17 protein-coding genes are annotated in these 20,550 nt (G+C 74.3%); 5 read left to right on the top strand and 12 right to left on the bottom strand.

Translation table 11 applies throughout. The features are described from left to right. Positions 1-17: 17 nt before the first annotated feature. From ABZ478_RS10930 to ABZ478_RS10910, 5 genes are all read right to left on the bottom strand, one after another. The gene (locus ABZ478_RS10930) at positions 18-3,782 is read right to left on the bottom strand and encodes a lipopolysaccharide biosynthesis protein (RefSeq protein WP_359547380.1); all 3,765 of its coding nucleotides are present in this window, start codon (positions 3,780-3,782) and stop codon (positions 18-20) included. Next, on the bottom strand, positions 3,775-4,575 hold the full coding sequence (locus ABZ478_RS10925) for a polysaccharide deacetylase family protein (RefSeq protein ID WP_359547378.1): 801 nt from the start codon (positions 4,573-4,575) through the stop codon (positions 3,775-3,777). Before ABZ478_RS10925 ends, ABZ478_RS10930 begins: the two co-directional genes overlap by 8 nt. Continuing rightward, positions 4,568-5,557 (bottom strand): glycosyltransferase family 2 protein, encoded by a 990-nt coding sequence (locus ABZ478_RS10920; protein ID WP_359547376.1) that lies wholly within the window; start codon positions 5,555-5,557, stop codon positions 4,568-4,570. Before ABZ478_RS10920 ends, ABZ478_RS10925 begins: the two co-directional genes overlap by 8 nt. Continuing rightward, complete coding sequence (locus tag ABZ478_RS10915) at positions 5,554-6,375, bottom strand: glycosyltransferase family 2 protein (protein WP_359547373.1); 822 nt, start codon at positions 6,373-6,375, stop codon at positions 5,554-5,556. The genes ABZ478_RS10920 and ABZ478_RS10915 overlap by 4 nt, the downstream gene beginning before the upstream one ends. Positions 6,376-6,663: 288 nt before the next feature. Continuing rightward, a complete protein-coding gene (locus ABZ478_RS10910; protein WP_359547370.1) occupies positions 6,664-7,110 on the bottom strand; it encodes a hypothetical protein in 447 nt (148 codons plus the stop codon). Positions 7,111-7,441: 331 nt separating this feature from the next. On the opposite strand from ABZ478_RS10910, the gene ABZ478_RS10905 reads away from it, so the two are divergent. Next, a complete protein-coding gene (locus ABZ478_RS10905) occupies positions 7,442-8,248 on the top strand; it encodes an SGNH/GDSL hydrolase family protein (protein WP_359547367.1) in 807 nt (268 codons plus the stop codon). Between the two features lie 60 nt (positions 8,249-8,308). Here the strand turns inward: ABZ478_RS10905 and ABZ478_RS10900 are convergent, their stop codons facing one another. The 4 genes from ABZ478_RS10900 to ABZ478_RS10885 all read right to left on the bottom strand — a co-directional run bounded on the left by ABZ478_RS10900 (position 8,309) and on the right by ABZ478_RS10885 (position 14,753). Next, entirely contained in the window at positions 8,309-9,904 is a 1,596-nt protein-coding gene (locus tag ABZ478_RS10900) for a serine/threonine-protein kinase (protein ID WP_359547364.1), read from the bottom strand. Between the two features lie 46 nt (positions 9,905-9,950). Further along, the gene (locus ABZ478_RS10895; protein WP_359547361.1) at positions 9,951-11,612 is read right to left on the bottom strand and encodes a nickel transporter; all 1,662 of its coding nucleotides are present in this window, start codon (positions 11,610-11,612) and stop codon (positions 9,951-9,953) included. Next, entirely contained in the window at positions 11,609-13,117 is a 1,509-nt protein-coding gene (locus ABZ478_RS10890; protein WP_359547358.1) for a tetratricopeptide repeat protein, read from the bottom strand. The genes ABZ478_RS10895 and ABZ478_RS10890 overlap by 4 nt, the downstream gene beginning before the upstream one ends. Positions 13,118-13,211: 94 nt before the next feature. Continuing rightward, positions 13,212-14,753, bottom strand: coding sequence for a DUF4331 domain-containing protein (locus ABZ478_RS10885; RefSeq protein ID WP_359547356.1), 1,542 nt, complete (start codon positions 14,751-14,753; stop codon positions 13,212-13,214). 215 nt (positions 14,754-14,968) lie between these two features. On the opposite strand from ABZ478_RS10885, the gene ABZ478_RS10880 reads away from it, so the two are divergent. The 3 genes from ABZ478_RS10880 (at position 14,969) to ABZ478_RS10870 (ending at position 16,716) form a co-directional block, all read left to right on the top strand. After that, entirely contained in the window at positions 14,969-15,511 is a 543-nt protein-coding gene (locus ABZ478_RS10880) for a sigma-70 family RNA polymerase sigma factor (RefSeq protein ID WP_359547354.1), read from the top strand. Then, positions 15,508-16,320: an anti-sigma factor gene (locus ABZ478_RS10875; protein WP_359547352.1), complete on the top strand. Its 813-nt coding sequence runs from the start codon at positions 15,508-15,510 to the stop codon at positions 16,318-16,320. The genes ABZ478_RS10880 and ABZ478_RS10875 overlap by 4 nt, the downstream gene beginning before the upstream one ends. Before the next feature lie 126 nt (positions 16,321-16,446). Then, positions 16,447-16,716: a hypothetical protein gene (locus ABZ478_RS10870; protein WP_351671069.1), complete on the top strand. Its 270-nt coding sequence runs from the start codon at positions 16,447-16,449 to the stop codon at positions 16,714-16,716. 95 nt (positions 16,717-16,811) lie between these two features. Here the strand turns inward: ABZ478_RS10870 and ABZ478_RS10865 are convergent, their stop codons facing one another. Next, entirely contained in the window at positions 16,812-18,008 is a 1,197-nt protein-coding gene (locus ABZ478_RS10865) for a CaiB/BaiF CoA-transferase family protein (protein WP_359547350.1), read from the bottom strand. 69 nt (positions 18,009-18,077) lie between these two features. Here ABZ478_RS10865 and ABZ478_RS10860 point away from each other — a divergent pair, with 69 nt between their 5' ends. Then, entirely contained in the window at positions 18,078-18,608 is a 531-nt protein-coding gene (locus tag ABZ478_RS10860) for an aminoglycoside adenylyltransferase (RefSeq protein WP_359547348.1), read from the top strand. Here the strand turns inward: ABZ478_RS10860 and ABZ478_RS10855 are convergent. Together ABZ478_RS10855 and ABZ478_RS10850 are read right to left on the bottom strand one after the other, a co-directional pair. After that, entirely contained in the window at positions 18,605-19,759 is a 1,155-nt protein-coding gene (locus ABZ478_RS10855; protein ID WP_359547346.1) for a type ISP restriction/modification enzyme, read from the bottom strand. The genes ABZ478_RS10860 and ABZ478_RS10855 overlap by 4 nt on opposite strands. A 26-nt stretch (positions 19,760-19,785) precedes the next feature. Continuing rightward, positions 19,786-20,535: a GntR family transcriptional regulator gene (locus tag ABZ478_RS10850; RefSeq protein ID WP_359547344.1), complete on the bottom strand. Its 750-nt coding sequence runs from the start codon at positions 20,533-20,535 to the stop codon at positions 19,786-19,788. Positions 20,536-20,550: the final 15 nt, after the last annotated feature.

The following is a 20,550-nucleotide window of genomic DNA, read 5'->3' as shown; positions in this document are numbered from 1 at the left end:
CCACCCCGCCCCGCCCGTCACCTCATCGTCAGGAACCGCTGCACCAGCGAGGCCAGCACCACCGCCAGCAGCGGCAGCGCGAACCAGAAGCCGCCCTGCAGCCACCGCAGCCGGCGCACGCTCGGCCGCGCCGCGACCCGGAGCACCTCGCGCGCGCCGAGCAGCGGCACCAGCGCGAGGGCGGCCACCGCGCCGGTCACCGACCAGGGCGTCCAGGTGATCCGCGGCCCGACCGGTCCGGGATCCGGCTCCGGCACCGCGCCCGCCGGCCGCCCGCGCGCCGCGTACACCGTGACGTCCTCGTTGACCAGGACCCTGGCCAGCTCAGGCCGGGCGTCCAGGTTCCGCAGCAGCCGGGACTCCCAGGACGCCGGATACCCGGCGTCCAGCCGCAGGTACCTGACCTGACTCTCGTTGACCATCAGATACGAGTTCGGGCCCGCGTCCTTCAGCGCCTCGACCAGGCCCGACACCAGCACCGGGTCCACCGGCGCCCGTGTCGGCAGGTAGTCGACCCGCTCCATGTCCCGGGCGCCCCACGGCAGCGCGGGGGTCACGTCGTCGACGGGGTCCTGGCTCAGCCACAGCAGCCGCACCGTCGGCTCGTCGTGGGCGTACACCCAGTCCATCGCCGCGACCTCGCCGGGCCGGGCCCGCTCGAACGGTTCGTTGCCCCACCGGGCCACCAGGAAGCCGCCCATCAGCAGCAGCCCGGCCAGCAGCGCGGCCAGCGGCGCGAGGCTCACCCGGTCCCTGTCGCGCTCCCGCCGGGTGGCACCGGTGCGCGGGAAGAGGGCGAGGGCACCGAGCAGGGCGGCTCCGGGCAGCGCGAACATGAACACGCGCAGCGCCATCTCACCGCCGTACGACTGCATGCCGAAGCCGAGGAAGGGGACGAAGGCGAGGACCGGCAGCGAGCGTTCCCGGTACCGGTGGAAGCGGCGCCGCCACCAGCCCCAGCAGGCGAGGCCGAGTACCGAGCCGGCCAGCAGGACCCTGGTGTACAGCACCAGCTTGTGCGTCGAACTCCCGCCCTCGATCCGCCCGGAGACGGACGTCGAGACATTGCCGCCGACCCCGCCGACCCCGCCGAACAGGTCGTCGAAGTGACCGGACCAGTACGGCTCGGCCATGAAGCCGACCCAGACCGCGACCAGCACCGCGCACAGCAGCGGCAGCCCGCGCAGCTCGGAACGGCCGCACAGCACCAGGGCCGTGAGCACCCCGAGCATCACGAACGGGGTGAGCTGGTGCGCGGGCACACTCGCCGCGTACAGGCCGATCAGCACCAGCAGCAGCACCGCCCGCTGCCACCTGCCGGTGGGCTCCACCTCGGCTTCGCCCGGGCGGAACCGGGTCCGGATGGCATACGGGGCGCGGAACCAGACCAGCAGGATCGCCACGAAGACGAGGTACAGCAGATACGTGAAGCCCTGGGGGGAGAAGTAGTCCTGGCCGACCCAGCCGCTCAGCACGAAGATCCACACGCCGGTCCACTTGGCCCGCCAGCCCGCCCGCAGCGACCGGGTGAGCAGGAACAGCGGTGCCAGGTAGGCGAGCTGGATCGCCGTGGGCCACCAGCGGATGACCTCGGTGAGGTCGCCGACGCCGCACGCCCGGGCCGTGAAGGCGGCCGCCGCGAAGAAGCCCGGCCAGCTCCAGCGGGCGTCCAGGTCCGGTACGGCGGACCCGGTGCGGTCGACGTAGTCGATGAAGCCCAGGTGCTGCCAGGCCGTCGGGAACCGCGGCTCGCTCTCCAGCACCGCGGGCAGCGCGTGCAGGGAGACCACCGTCGCCAGCAGGGTGATCAGCAGCAGGGCCCGGTGCTCGCGGCGCAGCCACAGCAGCGAGGCGAACACCGTGACCAGCAGCGCGGCCCCCACCAGCGTCGGCGGCGGCAGCACCGAGACCAGCCCGAGCCCGCCCATCCGGTCCAGGTCGGCCTCGCCGAGCCGCAGCGCGGGCACCCAGTACAGCAGGAGCGCGGCGGTCAGCAGACAGCCGAGGACGACGCCGGCACGGGTGGGCAGTGGGCCTTCGCGCGGCGCGGGCGGGGGCGGCTCCTGCGCATCCGGGTCGTCCTCCACGGCGCGGGCGGGAGCCGCCGTCCCGAACGGCGCGTCCACCCGCGTCTCCGGCGCGGGGGCGGCCGCCGCCGGTCCGGCCGAGGCCCCGGCACCCGGCCCCGGTTCCCCGGCCGCCTCGGCGGGCGACGGCGTCGGCGGCGGTGCCGGCGTGCCGGTGGGCGGGGTGCCGGGGCCCGGGCGGACGTCCGGCCGGCGTTCGGCGTGGTCGGCGTCGGCAGGGACGACCGGGCCGGGGGTCGCGCCGCCGTGCGCCCAGGCCGGGCCGCGCCGGCGCCGGGGGAGACCGGCCGGGGCGTCGTGTGCCCCCAGATCCGCGAGATCGCCGTCCGGTGACACCGTCTCCGGTGCGACGGGCGGCGCGGACCGGATCGTCCGCCACAGCCTCGGCGCCGCGATCGCCACGATCACCGCGAGGCTGGAGATCTCGGCGACGCCCGCGCCGGTCAGCCCCGCCCGGGGCAGGAGCAGCAGCGTCAGCCCGAGCACCAGCGCGCACAACAGGCCCTGCAGCCAGGCGAGTTGGGCGGTGCGGCTCTGCGCGCGCAGCACCGCGAAGTACGTCTCCGTGACCACCCGCAGCACCGCGCCCACCGCGAGCCAGCGCAGCAGCGGGGTCGCCGCCTGCGCGTAGCCGGCGCCGAAGACGCCCAGGATCCACGGCGCGCCGGCGAACAGCACGGCAGCGACCGGCAGCATGATCCGGGCCATCCGGCGCAGCGCGGCCCGGGTGTCGGCGGCGAGCCGCCCCGGATCGTGCGAGCCCTCCACGGTCAGGGAGGCGCCCATGTTGACGGCGAGCAGGTTGGTCGTGCCGCCGATCGTGGTGGTGATGTAGAAGTACGCGTTGTCCTCGGCGCTGACCTGCGCGGCGATGATCACCGGGACGAGGTGGACCACGGCGAGCGAGAACAGCGAGCCGGTGCAGTCCCCGGCGAGGAACCGCCCGATCTCCCGCAGTGTCGGCGGCCTCGCGCCGTCCCCGGTGGCGTCGGCGTGCCGGGGCACCAGCCGGCGCAAGACCAGCCAGCCCAGCGGCACCACCGAGACGGCGATCGCCGCGACCCAGGACACGAAGACGCCGGTGGCGGGCACGGCGGCGGCGAACGCGACGAGCAGTCCCAGCTTCACCGCCGAGAACGCGGTGTTGCCCACCGGCACCCAGGGCGCGCTGCGCAGCCCGGTCAGCACCCCGTCCTGGAGCGTGAGCACGTTCCACGCCACGACGGCCGCGACGAAGCCGAGCCCGTTCACCGGCCCGTGCAGGAACCGGTACGACGGCCCCCACACGTCCAGGGTCAGCAGGAAGACCCCCGCCGCCAGCGCGACGACCAGCGAACTGCCCGCGTACGTACGGAGGATGAGCCGGCCGACGTGCCGGCCGGCGACGGGGATGAACCGGGCCAGCGCCCCGGTCAGGGTGAGCGCGGTCAGCCCGGCGAGCAGCTTCATCGCGGCGATGGCGGCGGAGCCCTGCCCGACCGCCGACTCGGAGTAGTGGCGTGCCGCGGCCAGCCAGAAGCCCAGCCCCAGGACGGCGGAGATGCCGGTGTTGAGCATCAGCGCGTAGGCGTTGCGGAACAGCGGGCTGCCGCCCGGCGGCCGCCCGGACCCGGGCAGCCGCAGCCGGCGCCCGGGCCGTTCGGCCGCCCCGGCCCCGGGTGCCGCGGCCTCGGTGGTGGTGGTCGTGTCAGACACGGGGACGGATGGCCTTCCGGCGGACCTGGCGTGCTCTGCGGACGAGGGCGTAGCCCTTGGTGAGGGCGCGGTCCCTGGCGAAGGCGCGGGCGATCGCGCGGCCCCGGAGCAGCCGTTCGAACTCCTCGGCGCCCGTGCCGCGCCGGACGGTGACGCGCTCGATGGCGTACGGCCCCTGGCGCCGGCGGGCGAGCCCGTTGCCGACGGCGAGCGCCTGGCCGTACCCCGCCTCGCGCACCGCCCGGCGGACCCGGCGGCTGGAGTAGCCGTACGGGTAGGCGAACGACTCGGGCCGGGCGCCCAGTTCGCCGGTCAGGATCTCGGTCCCCCGGGACAGCTCCGAGGCCAGCGCGCGGTCGTCGAGCTGGTCGAGCTGCGGGTGGGTGTGGCTGTGCCCGCCGATCTCGACGCCCGCGCCGGCCAGTTCGCGCACCTGCGGCCAGTCGAGCATGGTGTCCGGGCCGCCGCCGGTGTCGTGGGCGCCCCGGATCCAGCCGGTGGAGACGAAGAGCGTGGCCGGGAAGCCGTGCTCGGCGAGCACGGGCAGGGCGTGCCGGTGGACGCCCTCGTAGCCGTCGTCGAAGGTGATCAGCACCGGCCGGGCGGGCAGCGGCCGGCCGGAGCGCCAGCGCGCCGCGAGGCCGGCGGTGGTGAGCGGGGTCAGGCCGAGGTCGCCGACGATTCCCATCTGCTCGGCGAACGCCTCCGGGGCGACGGACAGGGCCCGGGTGGCCTCGTTCGGCGCGGTGGCCACCGCGTGGTACATGAGGATCGGCACCGGTGCGTCAGACATGGGCGTCCCCCTCGATCCGTACGACGCGGAACGCGGTCGGGCCGCGCCACGCCCGAGCACTGCCCACCGCGTAGCCGCCGGCCGCCGTGAGCACCCCGGCGACGATCGCGCCCGCGCGGCCCGCGCCGCCCGGCCGGGCGAGCAGGGCGTCCCGCAGCCCGCGGGCCACCCCCGCGGGCAGCACCCGGGTGGTGTACCGGCGTTCGGAGGCGAGGCCCTCGCCCGCGCCGACGCTCCGGGCCACCAGCGCCTTCGACAGGCCCTCCGCCCAGGCGCGGGCGCGGAAGTACGCGAAGCGCTCGCGCGCCGCGGGCACCCGGTGGTGGATCACCGCGCGGTCGTCGACCATCAGCACGGCGCCGGGGCGGGCCCGGGTGAGGCGGATGCACAGTTCCGTCTCCTCGCAGCCCAGCGGACGGCGGTCGCCGTCGCGGCCGATGCCGGTGGCGAAGCCGCCCGCCGCCTCGAACGCGGTGCGCCGGAACGATGCGTTGCCGCCCAGGACGTTGCGGACCCGGACCCGGCCCGGCGGCAGGCCCCGGTAGGTGCAGCCCACCACCCAGTCGAACTCCTCCGGGAACCAGGCCGGCCGCCGGCCCGAGGCCCACACGGGCACCGTGCGGCCGCCGACCGCCATCACCCGCGGGTCGGCGTACCCCTCGGCGAAGCGGCGCAGCCAGTCCCGCTCGGCCACGGCGTCGTCGTCCAGGAAGGCGACGACCTCGCCCCGGGAGGCCGCGATGCCGGTGTTGCGCCCGGCCGACAGCCCGCGCGGGCCGGCGTTGGGCAGCACCAGCACGCCGGCCGCCTCCCGGTACTCGCGCGCCAGCCGGTCCAGCAGGGCCGCGTTGTGGTCGACGACGAGCAGGGTCTCGAGGGCCCGGTACGACTGGGCACGTACCGAGGAGACCGCAGCGAGGATGTCCTCCCAGCGGTCCTCGGTGTACATGCAGATCACGACGGAGATGCCGGGATCCCTCAAGACGCCTCTCCCCGCCCGGCGCCGAGCAGCGGGGAGCGGTGACCGCGCCGGCGCAGGGCACGCCGGTTGGACCGCTCGCCGAGGATGACCCGCAGTACCCGGAGCCCGTCCCGCACGGCCCGCAGATTGCTCGTGCCGTGGATGCGCAGGTACTCGTGGCTGGGGATCTCCTGCACTCTCAGGCCCGCCTTGACCACTCTGATGTTCATGAGCGTCTCGACCTCGAAGCCGGTGCAGTCGAGTTCGATCCTGTCCAGGCAGTGCCGCCAGAAGGCGTTGTATCCGTAGCAGAGATCGGTGTACCGGGCGCCGAACTTGCGGTTGACGACCGTGCACAGCGCCCAGTTGCCGAGCTTGCGGACGAAGGTCATGTCGTCCGTGCCGCCGCCGTTGGCGAAGCGCGAGCCCTTGGCGAAGTCGGCACCCGAGACCAGGGCGGAGACGTACGACACGATCTCGCCCCCGTCGGCCGAGCCGTCCGCGTCGACCATCACGATGATGTCGCCGCTGCACGCCGCGAAACCACTGATCAGGGCGTCCCCCTTGCCCTTGCCGTGCTGTCCGACGACCTTCACCCCGGGCCACAGCGAGCGGGCGACCTCGACGGTGTCGTCGGTGGAGTCGCCGTCCACGAGGACGACTTCATGGATCCAGCCCGGCAGCGACTTGAAGACGTAGGGCAGGTTCTCCGCCTCGTTCATGGCGGGGATCACCACGCTCACCGGCACAGTGATCGCCAGGTGCGAGGAGATGGGCCGGTAGCGGGTGGTCAGTAACGGATCCCGGTCCGAACCGGGCGGATGCAGCACAGAACTCATGGGTGTGGTCCCTCTCGTCCGGTGGGCCGCCCGCCCCTGGGCGGCCCGCTCCGTTCCGGTTCGAAAGGGGGTTCTCGTCTTCGGCACGGCTCGGCCACCAGTGCGGTCACCGAGCACGGCACCCCCCTGCCGCGCCCCGCGCCGGAACGTCACGGCTCCGAGCCCTCCCCTGAACCGTGTACCGACGGACCGTTGCGGGTGAGTTGTATGACGGTATTGACGATTGAAGCAGAATCGCAAGACCTGGATGTAATTATCACGTTGTTCTGCTTGGACCGTTACATAACTTCAGTCCGTATTGTCACTCTTGGGTCGGTTCCTCGACCGGGCCGTCCGCCCGGCGTGGACGGACAGGAACACCAGCAGGCTGAGGCACATCACCGCGACGGCGCCGCCGCGGACCGACCAGCGGTGCGCGGCGAGCATGCCCTGGGCGACCAGCATGTTCAGCACGACCGCACCCGCGAGCGCGGCGATCGAGCGGCCGAACGGTTCCAGCCCGCGCAAGCCCGCCCCGATCGCCGCGGCCGGCGCGGCGAGCAGGAGGAACAGCGTGCACGGGCCGCGCAGTGGCGAGTCGGTGCCGGTGAGCGTGAGCAGCGCGCCGACCGCGCCGACGGCGGTGGCGGCCCCCGCGAGCAGCGGCGACAGGTCCCTCCCTGGTCCCGTCCCGTCCCGCTCGGCGTCGTCCGTACCGCCGTCCGGTGAAGGTGTCTCGATGCGTGAGGTGTGCATGGGCGACTTTGCCCCCCGGCGCGCCTGATGTCGGCCTCAATGTCGCGCAGCCCGCGTGGGCCGTCAAGACGGCACCCTCCTTCCAGACGCGTGTTCAACGAGCGGCTGTGAGGCCTGCGCCGAGGGTGTCCACGGAGCCGGCTGACGCCCTGTCGGGCGGATGGGGCGGCGTGGGCGCGCAATACGCCGGCCGGTGAACGTTGTGGGGCGATTGCGTCGGGATGTCGTGAGAAGTCGTTGAGGTCGAAAAAGTTTTTGGCATGGACACTTCCAGTCAACACGCGTAGTTGCTACGACAGTTGTGGCAGAGATCCTGCTAAAGGGAGGTTCCATGAGACGTTCCCGACTTACCGGATTCGTTACCTCGCTCCTCCTCGCCACCGGCCTCTCCCTCACCGGGGCCGCCACGGCGCAGGCGTCCTCGACCGCCGTGAGCGGCGGCTACGTGGCGCTCGGCGACTCCTACTCCTCGGGGGTCGGATCGGGCAGTTACATCAGCTCCAGCGGCAGTTGCGACCGCAGCACCAAGGCGTACCCCTATCTGTGGAACGCCGCCCACAGCCCCTCCTCGTTCGCCTTCAACGCCTGCTCGGGCGCCAAGACGGGCGATGTGCTGGCCAATCAGCTCGGCTCGCTCAACTCCTCGACCGCCCTGGTCTCCATCACCATCGGCGGCAACGACGCCGGTTTCGCCGACGTCATGACGACCTGTGTCACCTCGTCCGACAGCACCTGCCTGGCCAAGATCAACACCGCCAAGGCGTACGTCGACTCCACGCTCCCCGGCAAGCTCGACACCGTCTACGACGCGATCAGCGCCAAAGCCCCGTCCGCCCGGGTCGTCGTCATCGGCTACCCCCGCTTCTACAAGCTCGGGCAGACCTGCCTGGGCCTCTCCGAGACCAAGCGGTCCGCGATCAACGGCGCGGCCGACTACCTCGACAACGCCGTCCAGAAGCGCGCCCTCGACCACAACTTCGTCTTCGGTGACGTACGCACCACGTTCACCGGGCACGAGATCTGCTCCAGCAGCTCCTGGCTCCACAGCGTCAACTGGCTCGACATCGGCGAGTCGTACCACCCGACCGCTACCGGCCAGTCCGGCGGCTATCTGCCGGTGCTCACCAACGCGGCCTGAGCCGGGCGGGTGAGGCCGTCAATCAAGGCTCCGCCAGGGACGACCCGTGGGAGTGAACTCTCAGGGCGAGCCCGAAGGAGACGCGGAGGCCCCGTCCGACGGGGTCTCCGTCGCGCTCGTGCAGGTCACCGAGAACGGCACCGCGTTCGAGGTGGCCCGCACCGGAGCGCGCACCTCCACGCTGATCTCGTTCTCCACCGTCCCGCCGTCGGCGTACGCGGTCACGGTCACCCGCACCTGCCTGCTCCTCGCGCCGTCCGCCGGGAACGTCAGCGTCTTCCACTCCGGGTCGGAGACCGAACCGTGCGCGAGCACCCACCGGTACTCCACCCGCGCCGGCAGCCGCCCGACGGTGAACGTCGCCGTGAAGGCGGGCGCCCGCGCGTCCGGCGGCGGGCAGCTTCCGGCGTACTCCGTGTGCGCGCCGGCCAGGGTGACGTGCACCGACTGGGCGGGCGCGCTGCTCGGCGCACCGCTGCTCGGCGCGGGCGGCGGTGCGCCGGTGTCCGCGCCCGTGTCCGTGGCGGTGCCGGGAGCGCTCGAGTGCGTGCCGCTCGCCCGGCTGGTGTGCGTGCCGTCGTCCGCCCGGCCGCCGCCGTCGCCGTGGTCGAGGAGGGCGTACGTCAGTCCCGCCACCGCCAGCAGGACCGCGACCAGCCCGGCGACGAGCACCGGCCCGGCGCGCCGGCCGCGCTCCGGCCCGGCAGCCGTGGTCCCGGGTTCCGGATTCCCCGCCGGCAGCGGCATCGGCGGGGTGGGGGAGGGCCGGCGCGGCCGGGCCGCGAGCGTCGCGGCGTACGGCGAGGCCGCCGCTCCGGCCGCCGCCGTACCGCCCGCCGCGACGATCCGCAGATCCCGCTCGGCCTGTTCGGCGGGCAGCCGCTCGGCGGGGTCCTTGCGCAGCAGCCCCTCGATGACCGGGGCCAGCGGCCCGGCCAGGCGCGGGGGCGGCAACTCCTCGTCCACGACGGCACGCAGGGTGCTCAGCGGGGTGTTCTGCCGGAACGGCGAACTGCCCTCGACGGCCGCGTACAGCAACACACCCAGCGACCACAGGTCCGACTCCGGGCCCGGGGTGCGCCCCAGCGCCCGCTCCGGCGCGAGGAACTCGGGAGAGCCGATCACCTCTCCGGTCATCGTCAGCGCGGAGCTGCCCTCCACCGTGGCGATGCCGAAGTCGGTCAGCACCACCCGGCCGTCCTCGGCCAGCAGTACGTTGGCCGGCTTCACGTCCCGGTGCAGCACCCCGGCCGCGTGCGCGGCGCGCAGCGCGGCCAGCACCTCGGCGCCGATGTGCGCCGCCCGCGCCGGCGGCAACGGACCCTCGCCGTCCAGCCGGTCTGCCAGCGACAGCCCCCTGACCAGTTCCATCACGATCCATGGGCGGCCGCCCTCCAGCGCCACGTCGTACACCGTGACCACGTTGCGGTCGGCGACCCGGGCCGCCGCCCACGCCTCGCGCTCCAGGCGCGCGTACATCCGCTCGACGTCGGAGGCGGGCAGGCCCGCCGGGGCCCGTACCTCCTTGACGGCCACCTCGCGGTGCAGCACCTCGTCGCGGGCCCGCCACACGGTGCCCATGCCGCCCTCGCCGAGCGGGGACAGCAGACGGTAGCGGCCCGCGATCACGCGTTCACGACCCGGCTCTTCGGACACGGGCGCCCCCCCCACGGCATCTGACGTGATTTCTCCACAAAGTAGCTCAACCGACCGCGGATGCCGCCCCCTTGAGCAGCAATCCGGCCCCCAGGGCGACGACGACCAGCGCGGACGCGAGCGGCAGGGTGCGGCGGACCAGGCCGGTCACCGGGTGGGACGTCCAGCGCGGGCGCCGGCCCAGCGCCCGGGCGACGCCCGAGCCCAGCCGGACCACCGCGAACCCTGCCGCCGTCAGCGTCAGCGCCAGACCCGCGCCGTACGCCACGACCAGCAACAGCCCGAACCAGGCCTTGCCGAGCGCCGCGGCGCCGACCAGGACGACCACGGCGGAGGGGCTGGGCACCAGTCCGCCGGCGAACCCGAGCAGGATCGTGCCGCGCAGGGTGGGGGCGGTGGGGTGGCTGTGGGTGTGGCCGCCGTGGGTGTGCACCACACCGTCGTGGTGAGCGTGGTGGTGCTCCTCGTGGGGGTGGTGATGGTGGTGTCCCTCTTGATGGTGGTGTCCGTCGTGATGGTGATGCCCGTGGTCCTGCTGTCCGTCGTGGTGGTGTCCGTCGTGGTGGTGGTCGTGGTGCGGGTGACCTGCACCGGCGGTTTCCTCGTCCGCGCCGACCAGCACCAACGGGCGCTCCCGCGGCACCTGTCGAGCCCGTGGGTGCGGACGCGTGCGTGCCCGGTCGCGCCAGGCCCGGCGCACCAGGCCGGTGCCCGCCGCGAGCACCAGGGCGCCGCCGGCCATGCCCAGCCAGGCGATCACCGAGGGCGTGGCCGCCGACCCGGCCGTGACGAGCAGGCCCAGGGCGACCACGCCCAGGGTGTGCGTCACCGTCACCGACGCGGCCAGGGGCAGCACGTCCCGCAGCCGGGACCGGCCCCCGCGCGCGGCCGCCGTCGCCGCCATCAGGGTCTTGCCGTGCCCCGGGGCCAGGGCGTGCAGTGCACCGAGCGCGACCGCGATGAGCAGCGCCAGCACGGCGAAGCCGAGAGTGAGGTCGTGCCGGGCCACCAGATCGTCCAGGGCGCGGGTCCAGCGGTCGGCGCCCCGGGGCAGGACGGCCGCGCCGGGCGCGTCCTGCCGCTCCTCGGCGAGGGCCGGTCCACCGGGGCGCACCCGCAGGGAGGCGCCGGTGGTGTCGGCCGGCGACGACAGCAGATCCTTGGGATACGTGGTCAGTTCGTGCGAGACGGACCTCTTCGGCACGTCCGTCGCGGTGAGCGTCATACGGTCGCCGCGCGCGGTGATCTCCCGCCAGCCGGGCCCGCCGCCGGCCGCGGCGCCGTGGAAGCCGAGGGCGACCGGCTCACCCTTCGGCAGCGGCGCGGTGAACCGGCACTCCAGACGCAGGGTGTGCAGACCCGCCTGACCGGGCCGCAGCCGGGCCCGGGCGCTCGCGGGGGTCAGCTCGGTGGCGCGGCCCGCGACGGTGAGCGCGCTGTCCCCTGCGGCCTCGGCGCAACGCCGCTCGGCCCACGCGCTCAGGCCGAGCCGGCGGACGGCGGGCCCGGCCTGGGTCGCCGGGATCTCCGCGAGGTCCTCCACGTGGTCCACGCGGAGCTGCCCGGGGGCGGCGACGAGCCCGTCGTACCGGTTCACGGTGAAGTTGCCGAGGGGGTGCGCGCTCGCCGTGGCGGCGGGGAGCAGCGTGAGTCCGCAGGCGGCGGTCAGGACGGCCGCGGCCAGGGCGGCCGGGCGGCGGAGCGTCACTTCGCGGCCTCCAGTGCCTTCCGGGCCCGTGCCGCGCCCAGCGGCGAGAAGCCGGGGTTCAGCCGCAGTGCCGCCCGCAGCGAGGCACGGCCGTCCGCGGTGTGGCCCGTGGCCAGCTCGATCACGCCGCGGTGATGGAGGAAGGCCGCGTTGCGGTAGCCGGTGGCCGTGGCCCGGCGGGCCAGCGGCAGGGCCTCCTCGTCATGGCCGTTGACGTGCAGCGCCCAGGCGAGGGCGTCCGCGGTGTGCACCGTGTGCCGGCGGGCCCACTCGGCGCGGGCCGCGCGCAGCGCGGAGGCCTTGTCGCCGTGGTCGGCGGCGGCCAGCGCGGTGTCCAGGTCGGCGTCGACGCCGTTGGCCCGGGCCAGGGCGGTCCAGGCGTCCACGAGCGCGTACTGCTCGCGCGCCCGCGCCTTGTCGCCGGCCGCGCCCCGGGCCTCGTACAACTCGCCGAGCGCGACCAGCGGCCCGGGCAGCGGATAGCGGGCGACCACGGCCCGCAGCCCCCGGATCGCCTCGTCCCGGTGCCCGCTCGCCGCCTGCGCCCGGGCCCGGCCCTCCAGCGCCGGCAGATAGGTGTCGTCGGCGGCCAGGGCCCGGGAGTAGTAGTCGAGCGCGGACGCGTACTGGCCCTGGTTCCAGGCGAGCTGGCCGAGCTGGGCGGCCACGTAGGCGACGTCGCCGGGCGAGGCGGCCGCGTCGAGGGCCTGCCGCAGGACCCGCCGGGCCGCCGGCACGTCACCGCGCAGCTCGCGCACGTACGCGTACCGGGTGAACACCGGTACGCCCGGCCTGCGTTCGTCGGCGGCGTCGGCGGCCCGGGACGCCTCCCCGTACCGGCCGAGTTCCACCAGGGCGTCGATCCGGGAGCACAGGGCGCGTTCGCCGTACGGGTTCCGCCGCAGCGCCCGGTCCGCGTAGGTGAGGGCGCCGGCGAAGTCGTGCCGGGCCGCGGCGAGGGCGGCCCGGCCGGCCAGCGCCTGGTCGTTGCCGGGGGCCAGCTCCAGGGACCGCTTCAGGGCCTTCTCGGCCTGCGGGTACCGGGCCGGGTCGCCCTTGGTCCGCGCCTGCTCGACATAGGCCAGACCGAGCGTGGCCCAGCCGGCGTGATCCCGGGGCTGCGACCGCAGATGGGCCTGGAGGGCGGCGACGGCCGCGTCCAGGTTTCCGCCGCCCAGCACCCCGGGATCCACGGCACCGGAGGCCGCCGCCGGGGCCGTCCGGCCGTCCCGCACGGCCCCGGCGGCGATCGCGCCGCCGGTCAGCGCGACCGCCAGCAGCACCGCCGGCCCCGCGAGCCGCGCGGCCCGCCACCGACGCCCCGCGGCCCCCACCCGCCGCACGGCCGCCACCCGCTCCTCGGCCCCGGCCTCGCCCCGCTGCTCGTCCGGCGGTGTGCCGGACTCGGGCCTCGGTGCGGGCAGGGTGCCGGGCGGAGGGGTGCCCGGCCCGGCCGTGCGGGCCGAACGCCCGCCGGTCTCCTCGTCGTTGGTGCGCGGGGCCATGCCGTCTCCTGGATCGCCTGGTGCCGGTCGGAAGCGAGAAGGGCGCGGCCCGCCGTGGGGGAAGGGAAACGGGCCGCGCCGGTTCGGGGGTGGGTCAGTACGGGCGCTGCATCCGGCGGCGCCACCAGGCGAGGGCGGTGCCGATCAGCAGGATGCCGGCCGCGCCCGAGGCCGCCGAGGCGGCGATCAGCACGGTGTTCCCGGAGCCGGAGGAGCCGGCCCCGGCCGGCCGCAGCGCGTCGCCGAGCTGACTGCGCACGTCCGCGCCCTTGGTCGTGCCCTTGGCGAGCGCGCCGCGCGAACCGGCGGTGGGTTCGGCGACGTACGGGAAGTACTTCTCGAACTTCTTGTCGTTCTTGTCCACCGCGTCGCCCAGGTCGTTCTTGGCGCCGACCAGTTCGCCCTCCACGACCTGGAGCGCCTCGTCGATCACGTCGTCGGTGAGCCGGCGGCCGTTCGGGAAGCCCGCGTTGTCACCGTCCAGGACGCCCAGCCGCTTGGGATGCATGCTCGGCTTGATCGAGGTGTTCAGCCGCAACTGCTCCGAAGGCTTCACGTTCGGCGGCTGGTTGAGGCCCTTGACGCCCTTGAGGAAGACGTCGACCAGGTCGTTGCGCGGCTCGGCGGGCGCCTTGATCTTGTAGATGCCCTCGATGAGCTTCGGCAGCTCGGGGTTGGTCACGTTCTTCAGGAACTGGCCGTCGTACGCGGGCTGCGACGCGTTGAACCTGTCCTTGTCCTTCTGCGGGTTGACGACCTCGTTGACCAGCGGGTTGCCGAGGCGCGAGACCTGCGAGTAGTAGCCCTGCGCGTTGCGCCGCTGGGTGGTCGACCAGATGCCGACGACCGGCTGCTCGCCGGACTCGCGTATCAGGTCGTTGGGCACCTGGAGGGCGATCGTGTTGACGTTGTAGCCCTTGAGCGTGTCCCGGCCGACCTCGGTGAGGTTGCCGCCGTACAGCAGGTCGAACACCCGCAGGTCCAGGAAGAACGGGTCGTCGGCCTGGCCGGCGAAGGTCGCGGCACCGCCCGCCGCCTTGTACACGGCCTGCGAGCGCAGCTTGCCGTAGTCCGGCATGGACGCCTTGCCCACGTTCGACGGCGCCACCGGCACGTCGTCCGCGAGCTTCGTCCGCGACATCTCGTGCTGGTTCTTCATCCGGATCAGGTCGATGTCGTACGTCTGCGTGATGTTGAGGTCCGGGTCGTCCAGGCTGGTGACGGGACCGGTGTTGTAGAGGAACGTGTCCCCGTTCTTCGTGTGCGTCTTGAAGGTGTAGCGGAACAGCAGCTCGCCCTGCGCGTCACCGTTGCTGTCGACGTGGATGTCGTACTGCGCGTCGTCCGCGAACGTGTAGAAGTTCGGGCCGCCGGCCGGTTCCTCGAACGGGATCCAGTCGGCCACGATCGTCGTGGTGTCGGGCTTGTCCGGGCTGACGAACGCGTACAGGTCCGTGTTGTCGTACTGCGGGGTCCCCGAGATCAGCGGGGCCTCGCGGTGGGAGGAGGCGGAGGCCGCCCCGGGTTCCAGCGTGGCGACGCCGGCGGCTGCGAGCCCCCCGGCGGCCAGCGCACCGCAGATGAGCGCGACCAGGCCCTTGCGACCGGTGCCGCTCCTGGAGAAGAGAGGTGTCATGCCGTCCGTCCTCAGTACCGACTTGCTTTGACGGACGGGTATACGGAGCGGGATCGCCGATCGGATTGGTCGGCCGGGAAAATTCTTTTGGACCGTCCTGGACCCGCGTTTTCGGCCCGCCGATGCGTATCAACCGCCGGAGGTGTGCGCTCGTGCGGATGCGTGGAGTCAGAGGCGGGGGCCGGGCCGGCTGCGGCCACGGACGGAGGACCGGGGTGGAGGCGGACGAACTGCTGGTGCTCGTGGCGGGCGGCGACCAGAGGGCGTTCGAGGATCTGTACGGGCTGGTGTCCGGACCGGTCTTCGGGCTCGTGCGGCGGGTGGTGCGCGACCCCTCGCAGTCCGAGGAGGTGGCCCAGGAGGTGCTGCTCGAACTCTGGCGCTCCGCGGGCCGGTTCGACCCCCGGCGGGGCAGCGCCCTGTCCTGGATCCTCACCCTCGCCCACCGTCGCGCCGTCGACCGGGTGCGCAGCGCACGCGCGGCCGGCGAACGCGAGCAGCGGGAGGCGCTGCGCGCAGGGGAACCGGCCTTCGACCATGTCGCCGAGGAGGTGGAGGCCGGTCTGGAGCGCGAGTGGGTGCGCCGCTGCCTGAACCGGCTCACGGAGCTGCAACGCCAGTCCGTCACCCTCGCCTACTACGACGGCTACACCTACCGTGAAGTGGCCGAGCGGCTCTCGCTGCCGCTCGGCACGGTCAAGACCCGGATGCGCGACGGACTCACCCGGCTGCGCGACTGCCTGGGAGGTGCCGCGTGAGCATCCTCGGCCGCCTCCTGGGCCGCGGGGACCCGCACTCCCTCGCCGCGCCCTACGCGCTCGACGCGCTCGAACCCGGCGAACGGCGCCGTTTCGAGAAGCACTTGGGCAACTGCGACCGCTGCGCCGCCGAGGCGCGCGCGCTGTCCGAGGGCGCGGTACGCCTCGCCTGGTCCACGGCCGCCCCCGCGCCGGCCGCCCTGCGCGACCGGGTGCTGGCCGCCGTCCGCGCCACCCCGCAGGAGCAGTCGCCCACCCGGGAGCGCGCGCCCCAACTGCCCCCGCACGTCTGGGGCGGCCAGCCCCCGCCCGCGCGCGCCCGTACGCCTCGGGCGCGCCCTCTCCTCGTCCCGTTCGCCACGGCGACCGCCGCCTCGGCCCTCGTCGTCGCCTCCCTCTTCGCCGTCCAGGCGAACCGCACCCAGGACCGGCTCGACGCGGAGCAGACCCGGGCACGTGAGATCGCCCACGTTCTCGCCGCTCCCGACGTCCGCGCCACCGCGAGCGGGGACGCCCGGGGCCGCGGTATCGGAGTGATCGCTTCCGCCTCGGAGGGGCGGGCCGTCGTCACCCTCAGCGGATACGGCACCCCTTCCGGCGGCCGCGTGCACCAGCTCTGGCTCATGCGCTCCCATGCGCTACCGCGCTCCCTGGGCCTCGTCGCGGGCGACACGCCCTTGGTCGCCAAGGGTCTCGGCAGATCCTCGACGTCACTCGCCGTGACCGTCGAGCCCGGCGGTGGATCGGCGCAGCCCACTGGTCAGCCGGTTGCTCAACTCACCCTGAAAGCGGTCGGATTCGGAGAGTAGTCAGCGAGGAATGGTCAACCTCCTTGTGGGGAAGGTGAATCCTGTGGGCGAGATACACGGGTGCTCCACCGGGGCGATAGGGTTACCCTGCCCGGGCCGGGTGGACTCGTACGGGTGGGGAGTGACATGGAGCAGATAACAGTGCGCAGCAGGGCCAGGGTCCCTGCGATCACCTGCGGGAGCAGCGCGACCAGTTCGCGCCTCGACCGCCATCTGTCGGTGCTGGCGGGTCCCGCCATACCGCAGGTCGAGACGGCCGAGGCCACCTCGCTGATGCTTGAGCTGACGGCACGTGACACCGCGCACCAGCGCAGCGACCGGGGCCGGCGGGTCAGCCGGGTCTCCCTGTTCGCGCCGCTGCGCCGGCTGCGCCGTTCGCTGTTCGGCGGGCACTGAGCCGGCGCCGAGCCGAGTACCGAGCGAACCCCGCGAGGCCCCGCGGGGTCCCTTGAGCAAGGCCGGCGGTCCCGGAACCCGTCCGGGGCCCGCGCTCAGGCCGCCACACCGTCCCGGCGCAACGCTGCGATCTCGTCGTCCGTCATCCCCACGGCGCGCAGCAGGGAACCGGTGTGCTGTCCGAGCGCGGGCACGTCACCCATCCGTGCCTCGTCCCCGCCCGGCAGCGTGATGGGAGGCAGCAGCGCCTTCAGCGGCCCGGCGGGCGTACCCACCCGACGCCACCGCTCCCGGGCCGCGAGCTGCGGATGGTCCGCCAGCTCGTGCAGGTCACGCAGGCGCGCGCAGGCGATCCCGGCCTTCTCCAGCAGGGCCAGCGCCTCGTCGGCGCCGAGCGCTCCCAGCGCGTCCGCGACCAGCTCGTCGGTCCGCGCCCGGTTCGCCACCCGGGCCGCGTTCGTCGCGAAGTCCGGGTCCGTCCCCAACTCCGGCCTTTCCATGACCTGTTCGGCCAGCCGGCGCCACTCCCGGTCGTTCTGCACCGACAGCAGCACCCGCCCGCCGTCCGCCGTCGGATAGGCGTCGTAGGGCGCGATGACGGCGTGCGCGAGGCCGGTGCGGGCCGGCGGCTCGCCCCCGTGCATCGCGTGGTGCAGCGGATGCCCCATCCACTCCGCGAGCGCCTCCAGCATCGACACCTCCACCGGCCCGCCCCGGCCGGTGGAGCCCCGCCGGACCAGCGCGGCCAGCACGCCGGAGAAGGCGTACATGGCCGCCGCGATGTCCGCCGCCGGAATGCCCGCCTTGACCGGCTGCCCGGGCGTCCCGGTCACCGACACGAGCCCGGCCTCGCACTGCACGAGCATGTCGTACGCCCGCTTGTCCGCGTACGGGCCCGAACCGCCGTACCCGGAGATGTCCACGGCGATCAGCCGCGGGTGCGCGGCGCACAGCGTGGCCGCGTCCAGCCCCAGCCGGGCGGCGGCACCGTGGGCGAGGTTCTGCACGAACACGTCCGCGTCCGCCACCAGCCGCCGTACGACCGCCAGGCCGCGCGGGTCCTTCAGGTCCAGGGCGATGGACTCCTTGCCGCGGTTGCACCACACGAAGTGCGAGGCGAGACCGCCGGCGGCGGTGTCGTAACCCCGCGCGAAGTCACCGCCGTCGATCCGCTCCACCTTCACGACCCGGGCGCCCAGGTCGGCGAGCTGCCGGGTGGCGAACGGCGCGGACACGGCCTGTTCGACGGCGACGACGGTGATGCCCTCCAGGGGCAGCGGCAGATGATCCATGAGCCGGATGATCTCCCCTGACCGGCGGTCCTGTCAGTACCCCGCCGGCACGCCCCGTACCGTGACCGTATGGACCGGGACCGCGCGGAACGCCAACTCGCCCTGATCGCCGAGGTGCTGGCGGCCACCCGCGGCCCGGGCCCGGCCCTGTGGCTGCGCGGCGGCTGGGCGATGGACTTCTTCCTCGGCGAGGTCACCCGGGACCACGGGGACGTCGACTGGTTCGCCTGGGCGCGGGACGCGGCAGCCCTCACCCGCACCCTGACCCGGCTCGGGCACCGGCCGGTTCCCGGGCCGCCGCCCGGCCTCCAGCTCGACTTCACCGGGGACGGCCTGGACAGCAGCTTCACCCTGCTGGACAAGGACGCCGAGGGCCGGATCGTCGTCGCGGGCGGCCCCTGGGCCGGGACGCCCTGGCCCGAGGGGCTGCTCGCCGACGAGCCGGGCCGGATCGGGAAGTCGACGGCGCCGATCGTCGCTCCGCGGGTCCAGATCGAGATCAAGCGCATGATGCCCGTCTGGGACCCCTCCCGGCCGCGCCGGGCCAAGGACGCCACCGACATCGCCCGGCTGGAGGCCGCCCTGCGCGACAGGGCCTAGAGCAGGGCGAACTGGCCGTCCGGGCCCTCCTCCCGGTGGTCCAGGACCGAGGCGGGGCGGCGGGCGGCGGCCGGGACCGGCAGGACGCCCGCGCGGCGCAGCCCGGCCGCGGTGACCGGTGAGGTGACCTCCAGGGCGGCGCGCCGCGGGCGCAGTTCCGCCAGCAGGGCCAGCACCGTGACCAGCTCCAGCAGCTCCGACGTCCAGGCCTGCGGCCAGGTGGCGGGACGGATCGCGGCCAGGGTGCCCGGTTCCGCCGCAGCGGTGCGGGCCGCGAACCACGCCTGGAGGACCCGGACCCCGGCCACCTCGTGGTCCCAGGCCTCCGGCGGCACGGGGGAGACCCGGCCCTCGTCGAGGTGCAGCGTCTCCTCCTCGCGGTCGTAGTGCAGGGTGAGGGGCCGTGCGGGCAGGGGCGCGCGGACGTAGGGGCGGCGGCCGCCGGGCAGTTTGGGGCGTTCGCCGTCGCGGCGCATCAGCCACAGCATGCGGCGGCCCAGCTCCACGCCCGCGGCCCAGACATCGGCGTCCCCGGTGAGCGGGACGGTGAGGCCGGGGCGGACCGCCGCCAGGATCCAGGCCAGGACGTCCGCGGCCGTGGGGCGTTCCCCCAGCAGGGCGCCCAGGTGGTCCAGCAGGCCGGGCGCCAGGTTCGGCTCCGTGCCGTCCGGGCGGCGGTACAGCGGCCGGACGCGGCCGGGGCGCAGCAGTGGCAGGAGCGAGGTCGCGAGCAGCGGACCGTCGTCGTCGCCCGTCTCGACCAGGAACACCTGCCGCTCGCCGGCCACCCGCCACAGTTCCGGCCGGGCCACGTCGAGCAGCCGGTGGTCCGGGATCAGCCACTGCTCGTCGAAGGGTGCCGCCAGCACCCGTACCGGCTCGGCGCAGGGGCCCTCGGCGCGCGCCAGCCGTTCGGTGCCGGAGGACTGGCCGGGGAGCTGGCCCACCGCGGAGTGCGCCGTGCGGGAGCGGGTCGGCTCGAACAGGGTCTCCCGGTCCGGGCCCCCGGCCCTGAGCAGCGCGTCCCAGCGGGCCCGCAGGGAGCCGGGGTCGGGCGCCGTCGGCCAGGCGCGGCCCGGCCGCGGCGGTGCGACGGACCACGGCATGAGGTCCGCCAGCGGCGGAGCGTCGTCGTGCGTCACGCTGGGCATCGTAGAGCCTGCCGGTGACGGCCGGGTCAGGTGGCGTCCAGGGTCACCGTGAAGGAGAAGCGGTCGCCCCGGTAGTGGATGACCACCACGTCCAGCGCCCGGCCGGCGGCGTCGTAGGTCACGCCCGTGTAGTGCAGGATCGGGCTGAGCAGCGGCACCTGGAGCAGCCGTGCGGTCTCCGGGTCGGCGAGCCGGGCCTCCACGGTGTCCGTGATGCGGCTGATGTCCGCGCCGACGACGTCCCGGAGCACCTTCGTCATCGGCCAGCGGACCAGATCCCGCACGTCGATGCGCGCGGCGAGTTCGGGACGGACGTGGTTGCGGGCGTGGTTGGTCGGCTCGCCGGTCTTCTCGTCGCTACGCAGCCGGTGGTACGTCGCCACCTCCGCCAGGTCCGGGAAGTGCTCGGCGAGTTCGCCGGTCACGGGGGTGCTGCCCTGCTCCAGCAGTTCGGTCGTCATGCCGGACTGCTGGGCGACGATCGCGTCCACCGAGCCCAGCAGCCGCACCGGCGCGCCGCGCCGCGCATCGGGCTCGATGAACGTGCCGCGCCGCCGGTGCCGGCTGATCAGTCCCTCGTCCTCCAGTTCCTTCAGCGCCTGCCGCATGGTGAGCACGCTCACCCCGTAATGCTCCGCGAGCCGCTCCTCGGTGGGCAGGCGCAGCGGGTCCCGCGGTGAGCGGCCGAGTATCGAGGCGCGCAGCGACTGCGACACCTGGTACCACAGCGGCAGCTTGCGGTTCAGGACGATCGAATCCGGGGCGAAGGAGGTCACGGGGCTATCCGTACC

The sequence above is a fragment of the Streptomyces sp. NPDC005706 genome (assembly GCF_040631045.1).
Taxonomy (GTDB): domain Bacteria; phylum Actinomycetota; class Actinomycetes; order Streptomycetales; family Streptomycetaceae; genus Streptomyces.
Note: the sequence above shows the minus strand (reverse complement) of the source record. Positions and strands in the feature narration are given on the sequence as shown.